This window comes from Rhodothermus bifroesti, from assembly GCF_017908595.1.
In the GTDB taxonomy this organism is placed as follows: Bacteria; Bacteroidota; Rhodothermia; order Rhodothermales; family Rhodothermaceae; genus Rhodothermus; species Rhodothermus bifroesti.
Genome location: NZ_JAGKTL010000003.1, coordinates 101,716 through 124,144 on the forward strand (window position 1 = coordinate 101,716; position 22,429 = coordinate 124,144).

Genomic DNA, 22,429 nt, shown 5'->3' on the forward strand with positions numbered 1-22,429 from the left:
TAAACCTTTTCCGTTCATGACAGCTGCCTTGCGAATCCAGCAGATTGACCGTTTGCCGCTTCCCACATTGCGGAAGCTTTCAAAGCTCTTTGTGACGTATGCCACCGATTACGCGCTGCTGGATGCGTTTTATGCCGGTGACTACCGATCGCCTAGCGTACGCCGCGCCTTGGCCAAACGCGTAGCCCAGCATCCCCGCCAGCGCGACGTGCTCGTCCGTGTCCTCTTGGAGCAAAACACCCGTTGGGGACTAGACGCGGCTACGCAGGCGAACATTGAAGCATTGCGCCTGCCCGACAGTGTAGCTGTGGTCTCGGGCCAACAGGTAGGATTGTTCGGCGGGCCGCTTTTTACGCTTTATAAAGTGCTCACGCTGTGTCGGCTAGCTCAGGCGCTTGCTGAGGAGCTGGAGCGACCGGTCATTCCTGTCTTCTGGCTGGCTGGGGAAGACCACGACTACGAGGAAGTTGCTGCGCTAACGGTGCTTAAGGGGGCTGAGCCGGTTACGCTGCGTTTGGAGCTGCCGCTGCCAGGTTATGCCGGAGCGGTAGGTCGTCTACCGCTACCAGCGTCGGTGCGTGACCTCCTGGCAGCCCTAGAAGCCCTACTGCCTGCTACAGCGTTTCGGGAGCCATTAATGGCTTTGCTCAACGAGACCTACCAGCCTGGGGTAACGCTGCAAGATGCCTTCGCGCGTTTACTCAAGCGCTGGCTGCCAGGCTCCGGCCTGGTACTGATCGATCCAGACGATGCCCGCCTCAAAGCGCTGGCACGTCCACTGTTTGCCCAAGAGCTCGAAGACTGGCAGACCGCACAGGCGCATCTGGAACACGTAAGCCGCTCTTTAGAGCACGCTTATCACGTACAGGTGCGCACCCAGCCCACCAACTTATTTTTACTTGAAGACCACCAGCGCCTTGCACTCGATGCCTTCGGCGAAGGCTTTCGACTGCGGGGTACCGACCGGCAGCTCTCGCGTCAAGAAGCGCTAAGCTTGCTTGAGGCGTCACCCGAGCGTTTCAGTCCCGGGGTGTTGCTGCGGCCTCTTTATCAAGATTGGCTCCTGCCCACGTTGGTATATGTAGCTGGACCTTCGGAAACGGCCTACTGGGCGCAGCTCAAACCGCTTTATGCTTGGGCAAACGTGCCAATGCCGCTGGTCTTTCCGCGCACGATGGCCTTGCTCGTTGAGCCCCGGGTTGCACAACTGCTCGAGCGCTACAAGTTGCGACCAGAAATGCTGCAACACGACCCAGATCACTTGTTTCATGAACTGGTGCGTCAGCAGCTGGACGGTGAACTAGAAGCCGCTTTTAAAGCAGCACAGCAGCAGCTTGACGATATGGTGGCGCGTTTGCGTCCAGTAGTCGAGCGCATCGAGCCGACGTTAGGTCCAGCTACCGAAGCGCTGGGTGCAGCACTGCGGCATGAACTAGACCGCTTTGAAGGACGTGTGCTGAAGGCGGCTAAGCAACGTGAAGCTACACTGCATAACCAAATTGCTCGGCTGCACGCCAGCCTGTTTCCCAACGGTGTGTTGCAGGAACGCGTGTTTTCGCCGGTTTACTTTTTGAGTAAATATGGGCTGGGGCTCATCGAGGCGTTATACAATGACTGGCCGCTTGATCCTGCTAACCTGCACATCGTCTACTTGTAAGCTATGGGAACGGTGCATTTTGGACGGGTACTGTTTAGCCCCCTGGTAGAACAGGCGATCGAGCTGGCTGCCCGCTGGCATGACCGTACGTATCGTAAAAGCCAGTGGCGTCCCCCCTTGTTGCCTGCACCTGACCCCGAAGATTTGGTGCCGGTCCCCGTAATGGCGCATGTGACAACCGTAGCGCTTTTGGTGGACCGGGCCGGATGGGATGATGTGGTCGTTGCAGCTGCTTTTTTACATGATGCCCTGGAAGATACCAACTGCTATGGCCAGCAACTACGCTACGAAGTGTTGCGTGCGCGTATGGGAGAGGCAGTCGCACGCCTGGTTCAGGATGTGACCGAACAGAAATTCGATGCTGCAGGCCAATGGCGTAGCTGGGAGGCCCGCAAGGCCGATTACCTGAACCATTTGCGCGTGGCCACGCCAGCAGCTATGGCCATCAGCTTGGCCGACAAGTTGCATAATCTCTGGACCATTAACCAAACGCTGGAGGCAGGCATCGATATCTTTGCACCAGCACCCGGCCGGCGTCCGCTTAATGCCGGGCCTCAAGCTCAGGCACAATTCCATCAAGCCTTACTTGACCTCTCTCGCCAGCATACCGAGCCGCGCCTGAACCCGCTCCGCGACCGCTTCGCGTATGAAGTGGAGCGATTTCTGAATTGGATAGCCCGCACGCAGTAAACAGCCGTTGCCAATTTGGGTAAACAATTCTTAAGGCGGTAGCGTATATTTGCGCCTGCATTCCCTAAGGATTCATCCCCATCTATACAGCATGGCAGGGTATCCGTTCAAGGAAATCGAAAGCAAATGGCAGCGCTACTGGGAGGCGCACAAAACGTTTCGGGCAGTAGGCCCCGGTGAGCCAGGGTTTGATCCGGCAAAACCCAAGTTCTACGTGCTCGACATGTTCCCTTATCCCAGCGGGGCAGGGTTGCACGTAGGTCATCCGGAAGGCTACACCGCTACCGATATTTTGGCCCGCTACCGTCGCATGAAGGGGGCCAACGTACTTCATCCAATGGGATGGGATGCCTTTGGCCTGCCAGCCGAGCAGTATGCCGTTGAAACAAATACACACCCGCGCCTGACGACTGAGCGCAACATTGCCCGCTTTCGCACACAGCTCAAACGGTTGGGCTTTTCCTATGATTGGGATCGTGAAATCAATACCACCGATCCCAACTATTACAAATGGACTCAGTGGATTTTTCTCCAGCTCTACAAAAAAGGTTTGGCTTACGAAGCCGAAGTGCCGGTGAATTGGTGCCCCGCGCTCGGAACGGTACTGGCCAACGAAGAAGTGGTCGATGGAAAGTCGGAGCGGGGGGGCTATCCCGTCTATCGCCGACCAATGCGCCAGTGGATGCTGCGCATCACTGCCTATGCCGAGCGGCTGCTTGAAGATTTGGCGCTGCTGGACTGGCCAGAGAACATCAAAGAAATGCAGCGCAACTGGATTGGCCGCTCTGAAGGCGCTGAGATTGAATTCCCTGTGGTGGGACTGGAAGCGCGCCTGCGCGTTTTTACTACCCGGCCCGACACGCTTTTTGGCGCGACCTATATGGTGCTGGCGCCCGAGCATCCACTGGTAGCCGCCATTACCACGTCCGAGCAACGTGCAAGTGTCGAAGCCTACTGCCTTCAGGCCCAGCAGAAATCGGACCTAGAGCGCACCGAGCTAGCGCGTGAAAAAACTGGTGTGTTTACTGGCGGCTATGCGATCAATCCGGCCACAGGCCAAAAAATTCCGATCTGGATTGCCGACTACGTGCTGGGCCATTATGGCACAGGCGCCATCATGGCCGTGCCAGGTCATGACCAGCGCGACTGGGAGTTTGCCCGCAAGTATGGCCTGCCTATTGTGGAAGTCGTTGCCGGTGGAAACTTAGAAGCAGGCGCCTTTGAAGGAGATGGACCGCATGTTAACTCGGCCAATGCGGAAGTGTCGCTCAATGGCTTAGGCAATGAGGAGGCCAAACGCACGATTGTCGCTTGGCTAGAGCATAAAGGCTTGGGGAAGCGATCGGTACAGTATCGGCTTCGCGACTGGCTTTTTAGCCGGCAGCGTTACTGGGGTGAGCCCTTCCCGATCGTGCACGAAGTGGACGAAGCAGGTCGCCGCACGGGTCAAACCTATCCCCTGGACGAATCGGAACTGCCGGTACTGTTGCCGGATCTGGAAGATTTTCGACCGCAGCCGGCCATGGATCCAGACACCGAACCCCAGCCGCCACTGGCCAGGGCTGTCGACTGGGTGCGCGTGCGCGGCTGGGTCACACCCCAAGGTACAGTACGGCTGCTTAAGCCTGGACTCGAGCCTCCGCCTGGGGTCGAAATCAAGCTTTTCCACCGCGAAACGAATACCATGCCCCAATGGGCCGGTTCGTGCTGGTATTACCTGCGCTATCTCGATCCACACAATGAGGCCCGCTTTGTCGATCCGGAGAAAGAGCGCTACTGGATGCCTGTCGACTTGTACGTTGGGGGTGCTGAGCACGCAGTGTTGCACTTGCTCTACGCACGTTTTTGGCATAAGGTGCTCTATGACCTCGGGCTGGTCTCTACGCCGGAGCCTTTCATGAAGCTGGTCAATCAAGGGCTGATTCTGGGGGAATTGGAGTACACCGCGTTTCGAGATGCCCAGGGACGCTGGGTATCGGCTGAGCATGTAGATGACGGGGTTGACGTGCGTACCGGCGAAAAGCTTGAAGCCGTTCGGCTCAGCGAAGACGAGGTCGAAAAGCAAGCCACAGGGTTTGTCCTGCGTGCACAGCCAGAGATCCGCATTGAAGCCCGAGCCTATAAGATGAGCAAAAGCCGCGGCAACGTGGTTAACCCCGATGATGTGGTTGAGCAGTATGGTGCCGATGCCTTGCGGCTTTATGAAATGTTCATGGGGCCGCTCGAGCAGGTCAAGCCATGGAGCACCAAAGGCGTCGAGGGGGTAGCCCGCTTTCTAAACCGCGTTTGGCGTCTTTATGTGGACGAAGCCCAAGGTGCGCTTCAAGTCTCAGAGGCCGAGCCTACGCGCCCGCAGCTCCAGCTGTTGCACCAAACGCTACGCCGGGTTACCGACGATATTGAGGCCATGCGCTTCAACACGGCTATCGCGGCTATGATGGAGTTTGTCAACGCAGCGCACAAATGGGAGGTTTTCCCGCGGGCAGTAGCCGAGCCTTTTGTGCTGATGCTGAGCCCATTTGCCCCGCATTTGGCTGAAGAGCTTTGGGAACGGCTTGGGCACACCACATCGCTGGCCTACGAGCCCTGGCCGGAGGTCGACGAAGCCTATCTCCAAGTCGAGGAACTGGAGATCGCAGTGCAGGTCAATGGCAAACTCCGGGCTACAGTGCGCGTACCGGCCACAGCCGATCAGGAAGTCGTGCTGGCCATCGCCCGAGAGCATGAGAATGTAGCGCGTTACTTGGATGGGAAGCAGATTCGACGGGCGGTTTACGTACCAGGTCGTATTGTCAATTTTGTAGTAGGCTGATCGATGGAAAGCCGTCGCTTGGTGCTGCTCGAGGATCCAGAACCAGAGCGGCCTTTGGATGTGCTCGCTCTGGCTGCGCATCCCGACGATGTCGAGCTGTGTGCTGGGGGGACGGTATGCCTGCTGGTCCGACAGGGCTACCGGGTTGGGATTGTAGACCTAACGCAGGGCGAACTGGGATCACGGGGGACCCCCGAAGGGCGCTTGCAAGAAGCCACCGAGGCAGCCCGCATTATTGGTCTGGCCGTCCGAGAAAACCTGGGGCTTCCGGATGGTGGGCTGGCCGATACCGCTGAACAGCGGCTAGCCGTCATCCGCGTCATCCGTCGCTACCGTCCCCATATTGTGTTGATTAATGCACCCGAGTGCCGCCATCCGGATCACAGCGCTGCAGCACAACTGGCCACATCGGCCATATTTTTTGCCGGTCTTCGGCGCATTGAAACCTTTGATGAACAGGGAAATCCCCAGCAACCCTGGAGGCCACATCACGTGCTGCACTACATGCAGGCAGTACCTTTTGACCCTACCTTGGTGGTCGATGTGACCGAGGTGTGGCCACAGCGGTTGGAAGCCCTACAGGCTTTTCGCTCTCAGTTTTATAACCCCGACTATGTGCCCTCTGAGGACGAACCCGAGACGTTTGTCTCCAATCCTACCTTTTTTCAATGGATTGAAGCACGGGCACGCACCTATGGTTACCAGATCGGCGCTGTCTACGGAGAGCCCTTTTTGTACCGGCATGGGCCGTTTGGCGTACGCGATCTGATGGCCGTCTTGCAGTATGAAAAACCCTATCGCTAAGCTTCTAACCGTGAAATCTTGATGAGCCGGGAGACCAAGCCCAGGCTCTCCAGTTTGCTATCCACTCTGACTGCTGGGACCGCTTCGTTGACACTAAGGCGACCGGCAGGCTATATTGCTCTTCCCACCTTACCACCAAAACGATCTGCAGGCAACCGATGGCGGACACGAGCGATTTCCGAAATGGCCTGACGATTGTCTGGAACGGCGATATCTGGCAAATTGTCGAGTTCTTGCACGTAAAGCCTGGGAAAGGCGGGGCTTTCGTGCGGACCAAGCTGAAAAACGTCCGTACCGGCCGTGTGGTCGACAACACGTTCCGGGCAGGCGAACGGGTGGAAACGGCACGCGTTGAGCGGCGGCCCCACCAGTTCCTCTATGAAGACGAACTGGGCATGCACTTTATGAACCTGGAAACCTACGAACAGATCACCCTCTCGCCGGATCTGGTTCCGAACCGTGCCTTCCTCAAAGAGGGGGGAGAAGCCGATATTCTGGTGCATGCCGAAACCGAAACACCGATTACGGTAGAAATTCCCAAGCACGTAGAGCTCCGCGTCGTTGAAACCGAGCCTGGTGTACGCGGCGATACCGCTACGGGGGCTACCAAGCCGGCCCGGCTGGAAAGTGGTGCGGTAATTCAAGTGCCTCTGTTTATCAGCGAAGGGGATGTGGTACGCGTCAATACCGAAACCGGTGAGTACATTACCCGCGTAGCCACGGCAGAGGCCGGCTAATCTTCACCAACCCAGTGTAAACCATGGACCTGGAACGGCTTCGCGAACTACTTAAAATCGTGGCAGAAAGTGGGGTAGCTGAAGTAGAGATCGAGGAAGAAGACTTCAAGCTGGTCATTCGCAAGAACGCACCGGCTATTGTGATGCAGCCGGCCTCGCTGCCCTATCCAATGTATGCTATGCCTCAGGCGCTACCGTCACCTACTGTGGTGCCCACTGCGCCTGCCCCGGTTGCACCAGCCCCCCAGGCACCGCCTGCACCTGAAACCCCACCAGCCGTAACGCCGAATCAGAGTACCTCAGACGGCGCCTCGGTCGTCACAAAGGCCAAGACCCATGTGGTTCGGGCGCCGATTGTCGGTACCTTCTACCGAGCACCTTCTCCCGATGCTGACCCCTTTGTGGAGGTCGGCGATCGGGTGAAGCCAGGCGATGTGTTGTGCATCATCGAGGCGATGAAGCTCATGAATGAGATCGAAAGCGAGGTAGCTGGTGTGGTCAAAGAGATCCTGGTTGAAAACGGCCAACCTGTCGAATACGACCAGCCCTTGTTTGTCATTGCCCTCGACTAAGTTGTGGTCTGGAGCTGCCCCTTGGACTACCGTGATTCGTAAGGTTCTGATTGCCAATCGGGGAGAGATCGCCTTGCGGGTGATCCGCACCTGTCGAGAGATGGGTCTGAAAACGGTGGTGGTTTATTCCACCGCCGATCGGGATTCCCTTCCCGTGCGTTTTGCCGATGAAGCGGTCTGCATTGGCCCTCCGCCCTCTTCCGAGAGCTATCTGCGCATCGATCGGATCATTGCAGCTGCCGAGGTCACGGGCGCCGATGCCGTTCATCCGGGCTATGGCTTTCTTTCAGAAAATGCCGAATTTAGTGCAATTTGTGCTGATCATGGCCTCAAGTTTATCGGCCCTTCTCCTGAGGCCATACGGCTTATGGGCGATAAAAGCCTAGCCAAAGAAACCATGCGCAAAGCAGGTGTTCCGGTGGTGCCAGGCTCAGATGGCATCATCGAAGACGTCAAGCAAGGCATGCGCATTGCAGCTGAGATTGGCTATCCGGTGATGATTAAGGCAGCGGCTGGGGGAGGCGGGCGCGGTATGCGTATTGTCCATCGCGAAGAAGACTTTGCACGCCAGTTCAATGCAGCCCGAACAGAGGCAGAAGCGGCTTTTGGCCGACCTGACGTCTACTTAGAGAAGTTTATCGTGCAGCCGCGCCATGTCGAAATTCAGGTGCTGGGCGACGGCAAGGGCAATGTCATCCACTTAGGAGAGCGCGAGTGTTCGATTCAACGCCGGCATCAGAAGCTGCTTGAAGAATCGCCTTCCCCCATTGTCGATGAAGCACTCCGCCAACGAATGGGCGAGGCAGCTGTCCGCGGTGCCCAGGCGGTTAACTACGAAGGTGCAGGCACGATCGAGTTTCTTGTCGATGCCGAGCGCAACTTCTACTTCATGGAGATGAACACTCGCATCCAGGTAGAGCATCCTGTGACCGAAGAGGTGACGGGACTTGACCTGATCGAGCAGCAACTGCGCATTGCTATGGGCGAGCCGCTACCACCTCAAGCCTCCCTTCGGTTGGAAGGACACGCCATTGAGTGTCGCATCAATGCAGAGAATCCGTTTCGCAACTTTAGCCCTTCGCCGGGCATGATCACCGTGTTTCATCCACCAGGAGGTCCCGGCGTGCGCGTGGATACCCATGTCTACGCAGGCTATGTCATTCCGCCTCACTACGACTCGATGATTGCTAAACTTATTGTGCATGCGCCGACGCGGGCCCAGGCTATTCGGCGTATGCTTCGGGCCTTAGAGGAGTTTGTCATCGAAGGCGTACATACCACGATTCCTTTTCACCGTCAACTGCTGATGCATCCTGACTTTCAGGAAGGCCGTTTTGATACCCGCTTTTTGGAGTCGTTCCGGTTGCAACCAGAACCGGCTTCATAGCTAAGCGCTGTCTATCCAATCAGAAGCTGCTATGGAATTTCCTGAAAACCTCCGCTACACCAAAGAACATGAGTGGCTGCGGCTTGAGGCCGATGGCAAAGAGGCTACCATAGGCATTACCGACTTTGCCCAGCGAGAGCTGGGCGATATTGTTTACGTCGAACTGCAGCCGATAGGCACCGAACTGGCCAAAGATGAAGTCTTTGGAACCGTAGAGGCCGTGAAGACGGTTTCTGAGCTTTACATGCCGGTTTCGGGGACGATTGTTGCCATCAATACGGCACTGCAAAACCATCCAGAACTGGTAAACCAGTCGCCTTACGACGAAGGGTGGATGATCCGCATTGTGCTGAAAGATCCGGCTGAGCTAGAAACACTGCTTTCGGCCGAAGCTTATGCGGCGATGGTGGGCTAAAGGCCATGCATGAGAAAATTGTTATTCTTGATTACGGCTCCCAATATACACAGCTTATTGCGCGACGCGTGCGCGAGGTGGGCGTCTATTCTGAAATCCACCCGTGCACCCTTACGCCCGAGCAAGTCGCTGCGCTTCGCCCCAAAGGATTGATCCTTTCGGGTGGACCCTGCTCGGTTTATGATCCTGGTGCACCTCAGCTGCCCCAGGCGCTTTTGGAACTACAACGGGAGGACGGCTCGCCCCTGCCCGTACTGGGCATCTGCTACGGATTGCAGGCTATGGCGCACACGCTGGGGGGAAGCGTCGAGCGTGCCGCGCGCCGCGAGTTTGGGCGGGCCCATCTCCATATCGATGAGGCGGAGGACCTATTTGCGGGTGTACCTTCAGGGACAACCGTGTGGATGAGCCACGGCGACCACCTAACGCGCTTACCTGAAGGGTTTACCATCATTGCCCATACCGAGAATGCACCTATCGCCGCTGTGCGTGCCTTAGATCGCCCGCTCTACGGCGTCCAATTCCATCCTGAAGTGGTCCATACAGACTACGGCCGCCAGATCTTGCAAAACTTTGCGCTTAAGATTTGTGGCTGCCGGGGAGACTGGACTCCTGCGGCCTTCATTGAAGAAAAAATGGCCGAAGTACGTGCCCGTGTGGGTGACGAGCATGTCATTCTCGGACTTTCTGGGGGCGTAGACTCTTCGGTTGCTGCTGTTTTGCTGCATCGGGCTTTAGGGGATCAGCTTACCTGCATCTTTGTGGATAATGGCCTGCTACGTAAGGGTGAAGCTGCGCAGGTGATCACGACGTTTCGCGATCATTTTCATATCCGACTGAAGGCTGTCGATGCTGGGTCGCTGTTTTTGTCCCGGCTGCAAGGCGTTACGGACCCTGAGCAGAAGCGAAAGATCATCGGCGCTACGTTTATCGAGGTCTTTGAGCAAGCCACCCAAGAGCTAACCCGGGAATTAGGCCGCCGGCCACGCTTTCTGGCCCAAGGCACGCTCTACCCGGATGTTATCGAAAGCGTCTCTTACAAAGGACCATCGGCTACAATCAAGACGCATCATAACGTAGGCGGTTTGCCCGAGCAGTTGAATTTCGAGATTATCGAGCCCTTCCGCGAGTTGTTTAAAGACGAAGTCCGCGCCATTGGACGTTTACTTCAAGTGCCTGAACTTATTTTGCATCGCCATCCGTTTCCGGGACCAGGGCTGGCCGTTCGGGTGCTTGGGCCTGTAACCCAAGAGCGGCTGGACTTGCTGCGTGAAGCAGACGCGATCTTTATCGAAGAGCTGCAGCGCCACGGCTTGTACGATCAGGTTTGGCAAGCGTTTGCTGTGCTGCTGCCGGTGCAGACGGTGGGGGTGATGGGCGACGAGCGCACCTATGAGTATGTATGTGCTTTGCGTGCGGTTACAAGCCTCGATGGCATGACGGCCGACTGGGCGCGGCTGCCGCACGAGTTTCTGGCCTACGTGTCCAACCGGATTGTCAACGAAGTGCGTGGGATCAACCGGGCAGTCTACGACATCAGCTCCAAACCACCGGCTACCATCGAGTGGGAGTAAGGCACTGGATATACCGAAGCTGCGGCACCCTGTTTGGGCTGCTCCTTGCCCTGAGCGCGCTAGAAACGGCTGCTCAGCGGACGGAAATTCCGCGCATTGAAGCGGCTGAAAGCGAATTTGCGCAAGCCCTTGAAGCCTTTGAGCGCGGCAACTACGGCCTAGCCTATCGGCAGTTTCGCCACGTCGTTGAAGCCTATCCGCTGCATCGCAAGACGACCGCAGCTTGGATCATGGCCGCTAAGGCGCTCTATCGGCTGGGGGAATATGAACAGGTGCGCAGCTGGCTAGAGGCGTTTAGAGCCCGCTATCCTACCAGTAAGTATCTTGCCCAAGCGCAGCAGCTGGAGCAGCTGGCTGAAGCGGCGCAAGCCTGGCAGCAACGCCAGGCCCAGACCATTACGCTGGGGATCCTATTGCCGATAGATGCCGAAAATGCAGTGCTAACCCAGTCGCTGTTCGATGGCATCCGACTGGCAGTTGCTGCACGCAATGCAGATAGCCTCCTTGCACCGGTGCGCATGGTATTTCGGGATGCAGGAACCACGCCAGCGCAGGTGCAAGCTGCTTTGCGCAGCTTGGTTCAAGATCAGAAAGCCGACCTTGTGATCGGGCCGCTCTACAGCGAACAAGCTATCGCTGCGGCAGAAGTCGCCGAGCAGCTTCGCGTTGTGCTGATTGCCCCGTTGGCAACCGACGCTGCCGTCTCACGTGGTCGGCGTTGGGTATTTCAGGCCAATCCAACGCTTTCTGTCCGTGGACAGCTCATGGCCCGGATGGCCGTCTATGGTCTAAGACTGCGGCAGTTAGGCGTGGCCGCGCTGTTTGATGATCCGACCACAGAGCACATGGCAGAGGCTTTTCAAGCTGAAGCATTGCGATTAGGGGCACATGTGGTCTTTTATAAGCTCCTCCCTAATGCGCAAGCCTATGGCAATTTGGTCGAGCAAATTGGCCAAGACACGCTCCGGCAGGTCGAAGCGCTGTATTTACCCCTTTCGGGTGCGCAAGCGCCTGCACTGGGGCAAGCAGCCTTGAGCAGCCTGGAGCGGGCAGGCGTTTCAATGCGCATTTTGGGCAACGCAGCCTGGCGTGAGGTGCAAGCCCCGCGCCAGGCCAGTCGCTACCAGCTGACCTTTAGTAACGACTTTTGGGTGGACTCGACGCGCGCTGAGGTGCGGTCGTTTCAACAGCAATACCAGGCGCTGCGTCGTCAACAGCCCGACCGGCTGGCCTATGTAGGCTACGATGTAGCGCGTTTTCTGCTGCAGCATCTGCCAGAGCGCAGCGCGCTGGGCGATTTGCCCGACCGGTTGCGTGAAGCTCCCCCATATCAAGGTTTAGGTGTACGGCTGCATTTTGAAGGGGGACAGGTTAACCGAGCGCTTTATTTCCATCGCTATCGGGATGGTCGTCTGGAACTTCTGCGCTAAAGCCCACGGAACCGGCCTGAATCCTTTACGTACCAGTCGCCATCAGTGGCCCGCTATGCCAAAAGTAAACCAAATGCAACGCATAAGCCGCTACGGTGTGTTGCTTATCCTGATGCTGCTTGGGTGTGCCGGCAGCGGAAGATTGCGTCATAACTCCCCTCAAGAAGCGTATGAGCGGGCAATGACTTTGTACAACCAAGGTAAATACGCCCGGGCCATTGAGTATTTCCAGGCAGTTTTTACCTATGGTCGCATGCACGAGTGGGCCGCCGATGCCCAGTTCTATCTGGCACGTGCCTATTACCGCAACCAGGAATACCTATTGGCCGCCAGCGAATACGAGCGTTTTACCCAGATCCACCGCAGCGACCCCCGCGTGCCAGAGGCCGAATACGAACGGGCGATGTGCTACTACAACCTGTCGCCCCCGTATGAGCTAGATCAGACCGACACGCGCAGAGCTATCGAGGCTTTTCAGCTTTTTATCGATCGCTACCCCAATCACGAGCGGGTAGCCGATGCCACGCAGAAAATTGCCGAGCTACGGGCAAAACTGGCCCGTAAGCAGTACGAAGCTGCAAGGCTCTACGAACGCCGAGAGCTCTACGAAGCTGCAGCAGTAACGTACGAAGCCGTTTTCGATCGCTATCCGGACACTCCTTGGGCCGATGATGCACTGGTGGGTGCAATGCAGGCCTACATCGCTTTTGCAAATCAGAGCGTGCGCACGCGCCAGCCCGAACGCTACCAGCGTGCCATTGAACTCTACGAACGCCTGTTGCAACTTTTCCCCGATAGCCCCTTGCTGCAAACAGCTGAAACCCTTTATGCCGAAGCGCAGCGTCACCTCAAAGAACTCGGCGCAGCTTCACTGGCCCAAGGGCGAACGCAACCTTAAAGACGGCCTATGGCCCGTCTCCGCATTGGACTTTTTGGCGGCTCGTTTAACCCCCCACACCTGGCTCACCTGATCGTGGCTGAACAGGTACGCGAGCAAGCCCGGCTCGACCAGGTCCTCTGGATGCCTTGCCATTTTCCTCCTCATAAAAACGAAGGAGAACTGGCCGAGCCGCACCACCGGCTAGCGATGACGCAACTGGCTATCGAAGGCCATCCACACTTTGCCGTTTCCGATTTGGAGATCCGGCGCGGCGGCCGTTCTTACACCATCGATACCCTCCGCCAGCTACAAATCCACTATCCTGAGGGGGAAATACTGCTCATTCTCGGTGAAGATAATCTGCGTACGTTTCATACCTGGCGCGAACCAGAAGAGATCATCCGGCGCGCTAAGCTTTTGGTCTACCGTCGGCCTGGGACAACCCTAGAAGACGTCGATCCGCGCTTTTTGCAACACGTTACGTTTGTCGAAGCCCCACTTTTGGAAATATCGGCTACCGAAATCCGACAGCGCTGCCGCCAAGGCCGATCTATTCGCTACCTCGTTCCTGACCCTGTCCGACACTATATTTACACACATCGATTATATCAAACTTGACAGAGAAAAAATTTTGTGTTTTATTCCAATTACATTATGCGCCTTGCCCGGTGGTGAATGTATAGAGCCTTTCAGGAGGCAAGGCAATGGGGCCTCTTTCCGGGGGAGAGTGCCAGTGGCTGTCGTAGTGTACCTAAATCTTGCAGTACAAATGTCAGAACGCATGCAGCCGTCGTTAGAATCGTTACTCGAACAAGCTAAAGCGTTTCACATCCTGGATGAATATGTTTACCATCCCCCTGAGGTGCGCATCCAGATTGGTTTGCTGCAAATCACGCTAAACGAAAAGCAGGCCCGTTTGTGGGTAGAAGCTGCGCTGATGGTTTACAAACGCCAGTACCCAGGCAGCCCTGAATCGTCAAACCCATGAGTCGCTGGCGCTAAAAATCACCCGTTTGGGTGATTGTTTCGTTTGTGGTGTTTCGGATAGCTTCCCGCTATCTGAGGCAACCCATCCGTTAGCGCTCTATGGTTCGTTTGACCTTGGCCCTGCTTACGGTTTGGAGCTTGCAGGTTACGTATGCGCAAACAGGCAGTCGTATTGAAGTGGCTCCAGGACTAGTACAGATTGCAGCCGATGGACAGTGTTCGCTGCTAGAGGCTTTGGTGAATGCCAACCAAGATGCCGCGGTGCATCCCGACTGTCAGGCAGGCAGTGGGGCTGATGTGGTTGTGTTGGCGCCAAGCGCACGCTACGTACTTACCGAGCCGTTTGCCTATGACAGTCTGCGTGGTGCAAGCGGCCTCCCGACATTGACCGGGGTGTTAACGATCGAGGGCCAAGGAGCAGTGTTGACGCGCGACAGCACATTGAGCTGCGAGCCAGCCCAGGCTTTTCGGATAGGCTACCTTGCTCCTGAGGCCCAAATGAGGCTATACGACCTAACCCTGCAGTACGGGTGTGGGCAAAGGGGAGGGGCGTTTTATGTGGATGCGGGGGCAGTGCTGCAAGCAGAGCGCGTGGTTTTCAGACAAAATTGGGCAGACCAAGGCGCAGCAGTGTACAATCGAGGCACGCTGCATTTGCTGGAGGCGCAAATCATACAAAATCGGGCTTCATATGGAAGCGCGATCTACAATGATGAAGCTACGGTCCAAATACAGCAAAGTTGGTTTGCCTCTAATGAAGACAACGCATTGTATAACAAAAGCGGAAACGTCTTTGTTGAGGCATCTACGTTTGAAGATAACGAGGGCTTTGATGGAGGTGCTTTGTATAACGACCAGGGGATGGCGAAGCTGCAGCAGGTTGTATTCCGAAATAATGATGCGCGTTTTTCAGGGGGGGCCATCTATAATAGTGGTGGCATACTTGAGGTGATCCAATCTGAGTTTGAGGATAATGCATCTGAATATAGTGGTGGCGCCATCAAGAACCTCGGTGGTGCACTTACACTACAAGCCTGTACGTTCCGTAACAACGATAGTGACTCCGACGGTGGAGCGATATCTGTGTATGAAGGACAGGTCTTAATAGAGCAGACGAACTTTATCGCGAACATTGCTGAGGACGCCGGGGGAGCAATTGACGCCTATCTTGGAGATTCGCTCATTGTTCGACAGAGTCGTTTTGAGCATAACCAATCAAATGATTATGGCGGGGCAATTTATGGCCGCAACATACGTATAGAGCAAACTCTATTTGCTCATAATCAAAGCGGTGGGGGTGGGGCTATTGAAGGCGAGAACGTCTACATTCTAAACAGTACGTTTTTAGGCAATCGCGCATTCGACGGTGATGGGGGAGCCCTATCACTAGATGGGCGCTCTCACTTAAGTTTTGTGACCATTGTGGACAATTCAGCCAGTAACAATGGCGACGGTATCGTTTATGAAGGATTGCTTCGGGTAGCTCATGTGTTGCTGGCTCGTAATGGAGAAAATTGCGCTAACGGAGGGGGCGAGCTTACGATAGTAGGGCTCAGCTTTGCTGACGACGAGAGCTGTCCAGGATTCGTCCGGGTTGATGATGTAGGTCTGGCCGATTCGTTAGCTGTGGGGCTGCCTGTGGTTCCCCTGTTACCTACCAGTCCGGCTTTAGGCGCTGCTCCAGGCTGCTTAGACGCTACTGGCCGTCCGGTTACCACCGATGGCCGGGGAATGTCGCGCCCCCAGCCATCTATCGGGGGCTATTGTGATGCTGGTGCCTATGAAGCCGAAGCGGTGGTAGCTACGCCACTAGAGCCCGACACCGTATGGGTCAACTTCGGTAGTGTACCCTATCAGACGTCGGCAAGGCGAACGGTTGCGCTGACCAATCAGAGTAATGGGCCAGTCACACTCCAGCTTGCACTTTTGGGGTACCAAGTGGAAACAGAGGAGCTAACCTTAGACGAAACGGAAACAGGCAGTTGTCGTGATGGCTTGGTACTCAATGCAGGCGCGCAGTGCCAGCTGCACCTGGTCTTTCAGCCGCGGCGGGCGGGTTTGCGTCAAGCAGCCCTACGGGTACAAGTGGCCAATGCAGAGCCGCTTTATCTGATTGTGGTAGGTAACAGCGAGCTAGTGCGTACCTTTACGGTGAACGTGACGGAAGACTTGCCTGATGCTGATCCTGGTGACCTACAATGCGATGCCGACAGCACAACAGCAGGTGAGCAGTGCACGCTGCGGGCTGCTGTCATGGAAGCGAACCGGTGGCCTTATGGGATATTCCGCATCCTGCTTGCCGACACGGCTACATATCGTTTATCCTTGCCCGATGTAAACTGGGAAGACACGTATCTAGCCCAAGAAGGCGCACTGACCATCGCGTCCAAAGTCAATATCGCTATTGAGGGCAACGGTGCGCTAATCACGCGCGCCGATACTTCCTGCAACACCCAGGCCGCTAATCAGTATCCGCTCTTTGAGGTGGCCGGCGGGGCTGGACTGCAGCTTGTCAACCTGCAGCTAAGCAATGGATGCTACACGGCTGTTTTTTCGCAAGGGCAGCTGCAGCTGCACTCGGTGGTGTTACGCAACAACTATAGCACATTTTCTTGGGCCGGTAGCGCATTAGATTTAGACGAATGGACCTATCCTGCAGCAGCTATTCTGGAAGAGGTGGTGGTAGAAGAAAACCAGAGTGTGCCTGTCTGGCTTAAAGGAGGATTGTTGCATATTCAGCGCTCTGTGTTGCGCCGCAATAGCGATAGGCGCGTTTCAGGTTGGGCATTTTACGGTGGTGCCATTAGGGTTTCTGGGGGGCATCTTATGCTCGAAGCCACCCATGTAGAGGGTAACTTTTCGGCTTCAGGTAGTGGTGGGGTGCATGTTACGGGGGGCAGGGTGGAAGTCAAGCAAAGCACGTTTACCCAGAACATGGGTAAATATGGGGGCGCCATTGCTATCAGTGCAGGAACGCTCGATATAGAGGCAAGCCATTTCGTGGCTAATGAAGCCGAGGAAGGTGGGGCCATTTGGGTGAGACAAGCGTGGGAAGAGAGGGTGAATGCTACCCTTAAGCAAAGCGTGCTGCGGAGCAATCGAGCAACGCGAGAAGGTGGGGGTGTCTGGGGCGGCTGGGGAGCACAGCTGACGCTACTGCAGAGTGCTGTAGTGGAAAATCAGGCTGGAGATGAAGGGGGTGGGGGCATCTATGTCGGTGGGGAAGAAATGCCAACCAAACTGAACCTGATCAACGTAACCCTAAGCGGAAACTCCACAAGTGGTACGGGTGGCGGCATAGATGCAACCAGCTACGACCAGCTCAACTTGTCGTTTGTAACCCTCACGCAAAACCAAGCGGCTCGAGGGGGAGGCATTTACTCGGACGGATTGGTGGGTGCTAAGCAACTTAAAGCGGTGCTACTGGTCGGCAACCATGCCCCGGAAGGTCCGGAGTGCTACGGCCAACTCACCTCAGCGGGATATAACGGTGTGGCCAATCTGGAGGACTGTGCACTGACAGCTATGCCCACCGATGTTATCGGTCAACCACTTGAGCTGGCACCGCTAGATACGCTTACGTTTACGCACCCGCTCCTGGACGGCAGCTGGGCGCTAGACCGCGTGCCGGCCGAGGCCTGCGTGGACCTTTTCGGCGAGCCCGTTGGGAGCGATCAACGGGGCGTTACGCGCCCTCAGGGCACACATTGCGATATAGGCGCTTGGGAACGCATAGTGCCTGTGGCGAGCGAGCCAACGACGCGCTTACCGGAAATCATCACGCTAGCTGCACCCTACCCCAATCCTTTTCATCGTCGGGTGCAGGTACGTTTTGGTTTGCCTAAAGCGCAGCATGTGCGGTTGGTCGTGTACGATGTGCTAGGACGTGAAGTCGCACGCCTCCAGGAAGCCTTTTTGCCTGCCGGATGGCACGAGTTCACCTGGGATGCACCACCGTTGGCTGGGGGCTTGTATTTTCTACAGCTTCAAGCCGGGTCAGTATATCAAACCCAAGCAATGCTAAAGCTTAGGGATTAAGCCAGGTGCACTGGCGTAGAACAAGCTCAATAAAAAACCGCACGCCTTGCACAAAGGCGTGCGGTTTTTAGGCGTGGAGACAAGGGGATTCGAACCCCTGACCTCTGCGGTGCGATCGCAGCGCTCTACCAACTGAGCTATGTCCCCAGGAAGCAAGCGGTGAACGAGAAAGCGTCGTAGACGGTTCCGACGCCCTTCCGGGTTATGACTAAACCAAACCATTGCGTTTTCGGCTTTTTCACAACGAAAAGCCGAGCCTTTCCTTTAAGCGGAAAACAAAACCCTCGCCTTGGCAGTTCACTCTACCTACATAAGCCGGAGTGGAAAAGCACTGTTGAGAAGACCGGCCTTTAGTGTGTACTGGCTGCCAATGACCAATGCATTTGTGTAACCATGAACCAGTCGACAGCAACTTCTCGCGATTTACTGGGCGCACGGGATACGTTTCATACTGGCCAGGGGACGGCTTACTTTTATCGCCTTGATCGATTGGAAAAATTGGGATTTTCGGGTATCGACCGTTTGCCCTTCTCTATCAAGATTCTCTTAGAAGGGCTTTTGCGCAACTGTGATGGCTATCTGGTGACGCAAGAAGACGTCGAGCGCCTGGCACGCTACAATCCTAAGGCCCCAGCTCCGGAGGAAATTCCGTTTATGCCTGCGCGGGTGCTGCTGCAGGACTTTACAGGCGTGCCAGCCGTGGTGGATTTGGCGGCCATGCGTTCGGCTATGGCCCGCCTAGGGGGCGACCCAGACGTGATCAACCCTAGGGTACCTGTACACCTGGTCATCGACCACTCCGTGCAGGTGGACTACTTTGGCATTCCTGAAGCGCTACGCCTAAATGCCGAACTGGAATTTCAGCGTAACCGCGAGCGCTACGAGTTTTTGCGTTGGGGGCAGCAGGCCTTTGAAAACTTCTCTGTGGTACCCCCTGCCAGTGGCATTTGCCATCAGGTCAACCTGGAGTACATCTCGCGCGTGGTCTGGAGCCGTCCGGCAGAAGATGGGGTGCCGGTAGCCTATCCGGACAGCCTGGTCGGCACCGACAGTCACACAACCATGGTCAATGGCTTGGGTGTACTTGGCTGGGGAGTAGGGGGTATTGAGGCCGAGGCTGTTATGCTGGGGCAACCGATCTACATGCTGATGCCCGAGGTGATCGGTTTTCGGCTTACCGGTGAGTTGGCCGAAGGTGCCACCGCTACCGACTTGGTGCTTACCGTTACGCAGATGCTGCGTCAATATGGGGTGGTGGGGCGTTTTGTTGAGTTTTTCGGTCCCGGCCTGAGCAAACTTTCTGTGCCCGATCGGGCCACCATTGCCAACATGGCCCCCGAGTACGGGGCAACCATGGGCTTCTTCCCTGTGGACCAGGAGACCCTCGACTATCTGCGGCGCACTGGCCGGCCACAAGAACTTGTGGACTTGGTCGAACGCTACACCAAAGCGCAAGGACTTTTCCGCACGGATGAGACGCCGGATCCTGAGTTTTTTGACGTAATCGAGCTAGACTTAGGCCAGGTCGTACCTAGCGTGGCTGGCCCGAAACGGCCGCAAGACCGCATCGAGCTTTCGGCGGTCAAAAAAGCCTTCCAGGTTGCGTTCTCCAGTCCCTCAGGCCCTAAAGGATTTGGCCGCAAGCCGGAAGAATTTACGCAGACCGTTACCTATCGGGACGAAAAAGGCAACGCGGTTCAGCTTCGACATGGCGACGTGGTCATTGCAGCGATTACAAGCTGCACAAACACCAGCAATCCCTCAGTCATGTTGGGAGCTGGGCTGCTGGCCAAAAAGGCTGTCGAGCGGGGTTTGAAAGTCCCACCGTATGTGAAGACCAGTTTGGCCCCCGGTTCCAAGGTGGTCACCGACTACCTGACGGCTGCTGGTTTGATGCCTTATCTCGAACAGCTTGGCTTCGGATTGGTAGGCTATGGGTGCACCACATGCATTGGAAACTCGGGGCCGCTGCCAGAACCTGTTGCAAAAGCCATTAAAGAAGGCAATCTGGTCGTCGCTGGTGTGCTTTCGGGCAACCGGAACTTTGAAGGCCGTATCCACCCGCTTGTGCAGGCCAACTTCCTGGCGTCGCCTCCCCTGGTGATCGCCTATGCGCTGGCAGGTACGGTCAACCTCGATCTAACCAGCGAGCCCCTGGGCTCGGATCGGGAGGGCCGTCCGGTATACCTCAAAGACATTTGGCCGAGCAGCCAGGAAATCCTTGCGCTCATTAATGAGGTCATCAAGCCCGACATGTTCCGTAAAGAATACGAGGGCATTGAGACTTCAAATGAGATGTGGAACCAGCTGCGCGTAGCTGGTGGGGCCATTTATGAATGGGATCCGGATTCGACCTACATCCAAGAGCCGCCTTTCTTTACTGACCTCACACCTGAGGTGCCTAAAATTCAACCCATTACGAGCGCGCGTGTGCTGGTGCGTGCTGGCGATTCGACAACCACCGACCATATTTCGCCGGCTGGCTCAATTCCTCCAGATAGCCCTGCTGGGCGCTACTTGATTGCTCGGGGTGTAAAGCCGATCGACTTCAACTCCTATGGCGCGCGGCGAGGCAATCACGAAGTGATGATGCGCGGCACGTTTGCGAACATTCGTTTTAAAAACCTGCTTGTTCCGGGTACTGAGGGCGGCATCACGCGCTACTTCCCTACGGGCGAGGTCATGTCGATCTACGATGCGGCCATGCGTTACAAAGAAGAAGGCATTCCGCTCATCGTCATCGGCGGAAAAGATTACGGCATGGGTTCCAGCCGCGACTGGGCCGCCAAAGGGACCGCACTTCTGGGGGTGCGGGCTGTACTAGCCGAAAGCTTTGAGCGTATCCACCGCTCGAACCTAATCGGTATGGGCGTGTTGCCGCTCCAGTTTAAAGAGGGGCAAAATGCAGAAACGTTGGGGCTCGATGGCTCGGAAGTCTACGACATCCCTGTAACCAACGACGTCAAGCCGCGCCAGACGCTGACCGTCACGGCTACCAAAGCTGATGGTACGAAGGTCTCCTTTGAAGTATTGGTACGGCTCGATACCCCGGTAGAGGTCGAGTACTACCGTCACGGTGGCATTCTACACTACGTGCTGCGGGACTTTTTGCGCAGCCAGCCCGAACGCGTCGAAGTTTAACCTGCTAGGGATCATTTCAGGGCCGTCTTCGCGAGTGAGGACGGCCCTTTTTTGTTGGCTGTGTTTGCCGTGCATTCCGGATGTGGGAACGTGAGGCACGCAGGACCGCTTTGGAGGGAAGCGTTGCCGGTTCGCACAGGTATACGCGAAATACGTCCAGTAACCGGTCGGCTTCGGCTGGCGTATAGAGGGGAGAGCGAGCCACGTAGAGCAGGTCAAAAGGGCCGTCTGTGTTGGCATAAACGGCTCCAGGTACCTCGCGGTAGGGTACAGGAGGTTCTACAGCGAGCGGCTGAAGCGTACGGCGCTGGCCAAACACTTCAGGAGGCAACGGCCCGTAATAGGGCAGGGTGATCCAGCCTTCTTTGTGGGCATTCAAGTGCACAATGCCTTGGGGTAGGTCTGCATGGCGGTCGGGATGGTAGACGTAGGTCAGCGCCCGAATCCAGCGGCAAGCGATGGCAAAAAGTAGATAATTGCCAGGGCCGAGGCCTTCGCGCCCGCCTACACGAGGAAATGCCCGATCTTTAAGCGGCTGACCCAATACTTCCGTCAAAACATACGGCACACTGGCATCACCATAGCCCAGGTCAGCATGGGCATCGAGGTGTACTACCTCAAAAGGGGGCACAAGTAGTCCCTGAGCGATGCGGATCCGCCAGTCGAAAAACACCTCGTGGTGTTCGTCTACGATTAAACCCGGGAGGGGCCGATCGCGCCGCAAGCCGCACTGTTTTTCGAGAAAGTTCTGCACGGCTTCGGGTGACCAAGGGCGCAGCGTTGGGTCTTCCGGGCGCCCAAAGCTAGGCCAAAAGCGTGTCGTGTTGAGAAAGAAATCCAGATCGATGTCCAAGATGCGCATAGTCTATTGCCACATCCTGGCCACGGGAAAGGGTGCATATTTTTTGCCGTTTACCTTTAGCGGGTTCCGTGTTCTAGATAGGGAATCTCCAAGGCCGCAAAAAGCGTTTGTTTTAAGAAGCAAGAGCGTAGAAAAGTGGCCTATGCGCTACGATCTTATCGGTAAACGGGTACGGGTGTATTTGTACACGCGGGAAGGCTGGCTCTTGGGTAGCATCGAGGGACGCGTAGCCGACGTGGCCGCCGACGTTCCGGTGGGTAAGGATGCTTATGGCAACGAGATCAAAAAAGACCTGGCCTATGTGGTAGACATCACCACAGGCGATCCGAACGTACCTTATCGAAATAGCGCCGGCGAGGAAAACGAAGGATGGTTTGCTATTCAGGATTTGGAAGTCATCGAAGAGGAAAAACCACGCCTATTTGTAAACTAAACTTGCCGGG

General features: G+C 56.1%; 17 protein-coding genes and 1 tRNA gene. 16 read left to right on the forward strand and 2 right to left on the reverse strand.

From position 1 onward, the window contains the following. The first annotated feature begins 16 nt into the window (after positions 1-16). The 14 genes from bshC (at position 17) to J8E65_RS07425 (ending at position 17,983) form a co-directional block, all read left to right on the forward strand. Positions 17-1,657, forward strand: a complete 1,641-nt coding sequence (bshC, locus tag J8E65_RS07360) for a bacillithiol biosynthesis cysteine-adding enzyme BshC (protein ID WP_210375121.1) — start codon at positions 17-19, stop codon at positions 1,655-1,657. A 3-nt stretch (positions 1,658-1,660) separates the two neighbouring features. After that, on the forward strand, positions 1,661-2,347 hold the full coding sequence (locus tag J8E65_RS07365; protein ID WP_210375122.1) for an HD domain-containing protein: 687 nt from the start codon (positions 1,661-1,663) through the stop codon (positions 2,345-2,347). A gap of 91 nt (positions 2,348-2,438) precedes the next feature. Then, the gene (leuS, locus tag J8E65_RS07370; RefSeq protein WP_210375123.1) at positions 2,439-5,159 is read left to right on the forward strand and encodes a leucine--tRNA ligase; all 2,721 of its coding nucleotides are present in this window, start codon (positions 2,439-2,441) and stop codon (positions 5,157-5,159) included. A gap of 3 nt (positions 5,160-5,162) precedes the next feature. Then, positions 5,163-5,963, forward strand: coding sequence for a bacillithiol biosynthesis deacetylase BshB1 (gene bshB1 / locus J8E65_RS07375; protein WP_210375124.1), 801 nt, complete (start codon positions 5,163-5,165; stop codon positions 5,961-5,963). Positions 5,964-6,121: 158 nt separating this feature from the next. Beyond that, the gene (efp, locus tag J8E65_RS07380) at positions 6,122-6,700 is read left to right on the forward strand and encodes an elongation factor P (RefSeq protein WP_210375125.1); all 579 of its coding nucleotides are present in this window, start codon (positions 6,122-6,124) and stop codon (positions 6,698-6,700) included. A 23-nt stretch (positions 6,701-6,723) separates the two neighbouring features. Continuing rightward, entirely contained in the window at positions 6,724-7,272 is a 549-nt protein-coding gene (gene accB / locus J8E65_RS07385) for an acetyl-CoA carboxylase biotin carboxyl carrier protein (protein WP_210375126.1), read from the forward strand. 31 nt (positions 7,273-7,303) lie between these two features. After that, complete coding sequence (gene accC / locus J8E65_RS07390) at positions 7,304-8,659, forward strand: acetyl-CoA carboxylase biotin carboxylase subunit (RefSeq protein ID WP_210375127.1); 1,356 nt, start codon at positions 7,304-7,306, stop codon at positions 8,657-8,659. Between the two features lie 31 nt (positions 8,660-8,690). Then, on the forward strand, positions 8,691-9,074 hold the full coding sequence (gcvH, locus tag J8E65_RS07395) for a glycine cleavage system protein GcvH (RefSeq protein ID WP_210375128.1): 384 nt from the start codon (positions 8,691-8,693) through the stop codon (positions 9,072-9,074). A gap of 5 nt (positions 9,075-9,079) precedes the next feature. Continuing rightward, on the forward strand, positions 9,080-10,648 hold the full coding sequence (gene guaA / locus J8E65_RS07400) for a glutamine-hydrolyzing GMP synthase (protein ID WP_210375129.1): 1,569 nt from the start codon (positions 9,080-9,082) through the stop codon (positions 10,646-10,648). Beyond that, positions 10,639-12,078 (forward strand): ABC transporter substrate-binding protein, encoded by a 1,440-nt coding sequence (locus J8E65_RS07405; RefSeq protein WP_341481747.1) that lies wholly within the window; start codon positions 10,639-10,641, stop codon positions 12,076-12,078. The genes guaA and J8E65_RS07405 overlap by 10 nt, the downstream gene beginning before the upstream one ends. A gap of 73 nt (positions 12,079-12,151) precedes the next feature. Further along, positions 12,152-12,976 (forward strand): outer membrane protein assembly factor BamD, encoded by an 825-nt coding sequence (locus J8E65_RS07410; RefSeq protein WP_210375130.1) that lies wholly within the window; start codon positions 12,152-12,154, stop codon positions 12,974-12,976. 9 nt (positions 12,977-12,985) lie between these two features. Continuing rightward, positions 12,986-13,576: a nicotinate (nicotinamide) nucleotide adenylyltransferase gene (nadD, locus tag J8E65_RS07415; protein ID WP_210375131.1), complete on the forward strand. Its 591-nt coding sequence runs from the start codon at positions 12,986-12,988 to the stop codon at positions 13,574-13,576. Positions 13,577-13,739: 163 nt separating this feature from the next. Then, positions 13,740-13,946, forward strand: a complete 207-nt coding sequence (locus J8E65_RS07420) for a hypothetical protein (protein WP_210375132.1) — start codon at positions 13,740-13,742, stop codon at positions 13,944-13,946. Between the two features lie 98 nt (positions 13,947-14,044). Further along, positions 14,045-17,983 (forward strand): choice-of-anchor Q domain-containing protein, encoded by a 3,939-nt coding sequence (locus J8E65_RS07425; RefSeq protein WP_210375133.1) that lies wholly within the window; start codon positions 14,045-14,047, stop codon positions 17,981-17,983. Between the two features lie 74 nt (positions 17,984-18,057). On the opposite strand, the gene J8E65_RS07430 is transcribed toward J8E65_RS07425, so the two are convergent. Beyond that, positions 18,058-18,130: transfer RNA gene (locus J8E65_RS07430), tRNA-Ala, on the reverse strand. Positions 18,131-18,376: 246 nt separating this feature from the next. Between J8E65_RS07430 and acnA the strand changes: the two genes are divergently transcribed. Beyond that, positions 18,377-21,124 carry an aconitate hydratase AcnA gene (acnA, locus tag J8E65_RS07435; RefSeq protein WP_210375134.1) on the forward strand — a complete coding sequence of 916 codons (2,748 nt, stop codon included), beginning with the start codon at positions 18,377-18,379 and terminating at the stop codon, positions 21,122-21,124. A gap of 16 nt (positions 21,125-21,140) precedes the next feature. Here acnA and J8E65_RS07440 read toward each other — a convergent pair whose 3' ends face one another. Beyond that, the gene (locus J8E65_RS07440; protein WP_210375135.1) at positions 21,141-21,986 is read right to left on the reverse strand and encodes a UPF0489 family protein; all 846 of its coding nucleotides are present in this window, start codon (positions 21,984-21,986) and stop codon (positions 21,141-21,143) included. Between the two features lie 142 nt (positions 21,987-22,128). Between J8E65_RS07440 and J8E65_RS07445 the strand changes: the two genes are divergently transcribed. Then, entirely contained in the window at positions 22,129-22,419 is a 291-nt protein-coding gene (locus J8E65_RS07445) for a hypothetical protein (RefSeq protein ID WP_210375136.1), read from the forward strand. Positions 22,420-22,429 lie beyond the last annotated feature (10 nt).

Bases quoted from the DNA above. Each gene is read 5' to 3' on its own strand.
- bshC (WP_210375121.1), top strand. From the start codon at position 17: ATGACAGCTGCCTTGCGAATCCAGCAGATTGACCGTTTGCCGCTTCCC.
- J8E65_RS07365 (WP_210375122.1), top strand. From the start codon at position 1,661: ATGGGAACGGTGCATTTTGGACGGGTACTGTTTAGCCCCCTGGTAGAA.
- leuS (WP_210375123.1), top strand. From the start codon at position 2,439: ATGGCAGGGTATCCGTTCAAGGAAATCGAAAGCAAATGGCAGCGCTAC.
- bshB1 (WP_210375124.1), top strand. From the start codon at position 5,163: ATGGAAAGCCGTCGCTTGGTGCTGCTCGAGGATCCAGAACCAGAGCGG.
- efp (WP_210375125.1), top strand. From the start codon at position 6,122: ATGGCGGACACGAGCGATTTCCGAAATGGCCTGACGATTGTCTGGAAC.
- accB (WP_210375126.1), top strand. From the start codon at position 6,724: ATGGACCTGGAACGGCTTCGCGAACTACTTAAAATCGTGGCAGAAAGT.
- gcvH (WP_210375128.1), top strand. From the start codon at position 8,691: ATGGAATTTCCTGAAAACCTCCGCTACACCAAAGAACATGAGTGGCTG.
- guaA (WP_210375129.1), top strand. From the start codon at position 9,080: ATGCATGAGAAAATTGTTATTCTTGATTACGGCTCCCAATATACACAG.
- J8E65_RS07410 (WP_210375130.1), top strand. From the start codon at position 12,152: ATGCAACGCATAAGCCGCTACGGTGTGTTGCTTATCCTGATGCTGCTT.
- nadD (WP_210375131.1), top strand. From the start codon at position 12,986: ATGGCCCGTCTCCGCATTGGACTTTTTGGCGGCTCGTTTAACCCCCCA.
- J8E65_RS07420 (WP_210375132.1), top strand. From the start codon at position 13,740: ATGCAGCCGTCGTTAGAATCGTTACTCGAACAAGCTAAAGCGTTTCAC.
- J8E65_RS07425 (WP_210375133.1), top strand. From the start codon at position 14,045: ATGGTTCGTTTGACCTTGGCCCTGCTTACGGTTTGGAGCTTGCAGGTT.
- acnA (WP_210375134.1), top strand. From the start codon at position 18,377: ATGAACCAGTCGACAGCAACTTCTCGCGATTTACTGGGCGCACGGGAT.
- J8E65_RS07440 (WP_210375135.1), bottom strand. From the start codon at position 21,986: ATGCGCATCTTGGACATCGATCTGGATTTCTTTCTCAACACGACACGC.
- J8E65_RS07445 (WP_210375136.1), top strand. From the start codon at position 22,129: ATGCGCTACGATCTTATCGGTAAACGGGTACGGGTGTATTTGTACACG.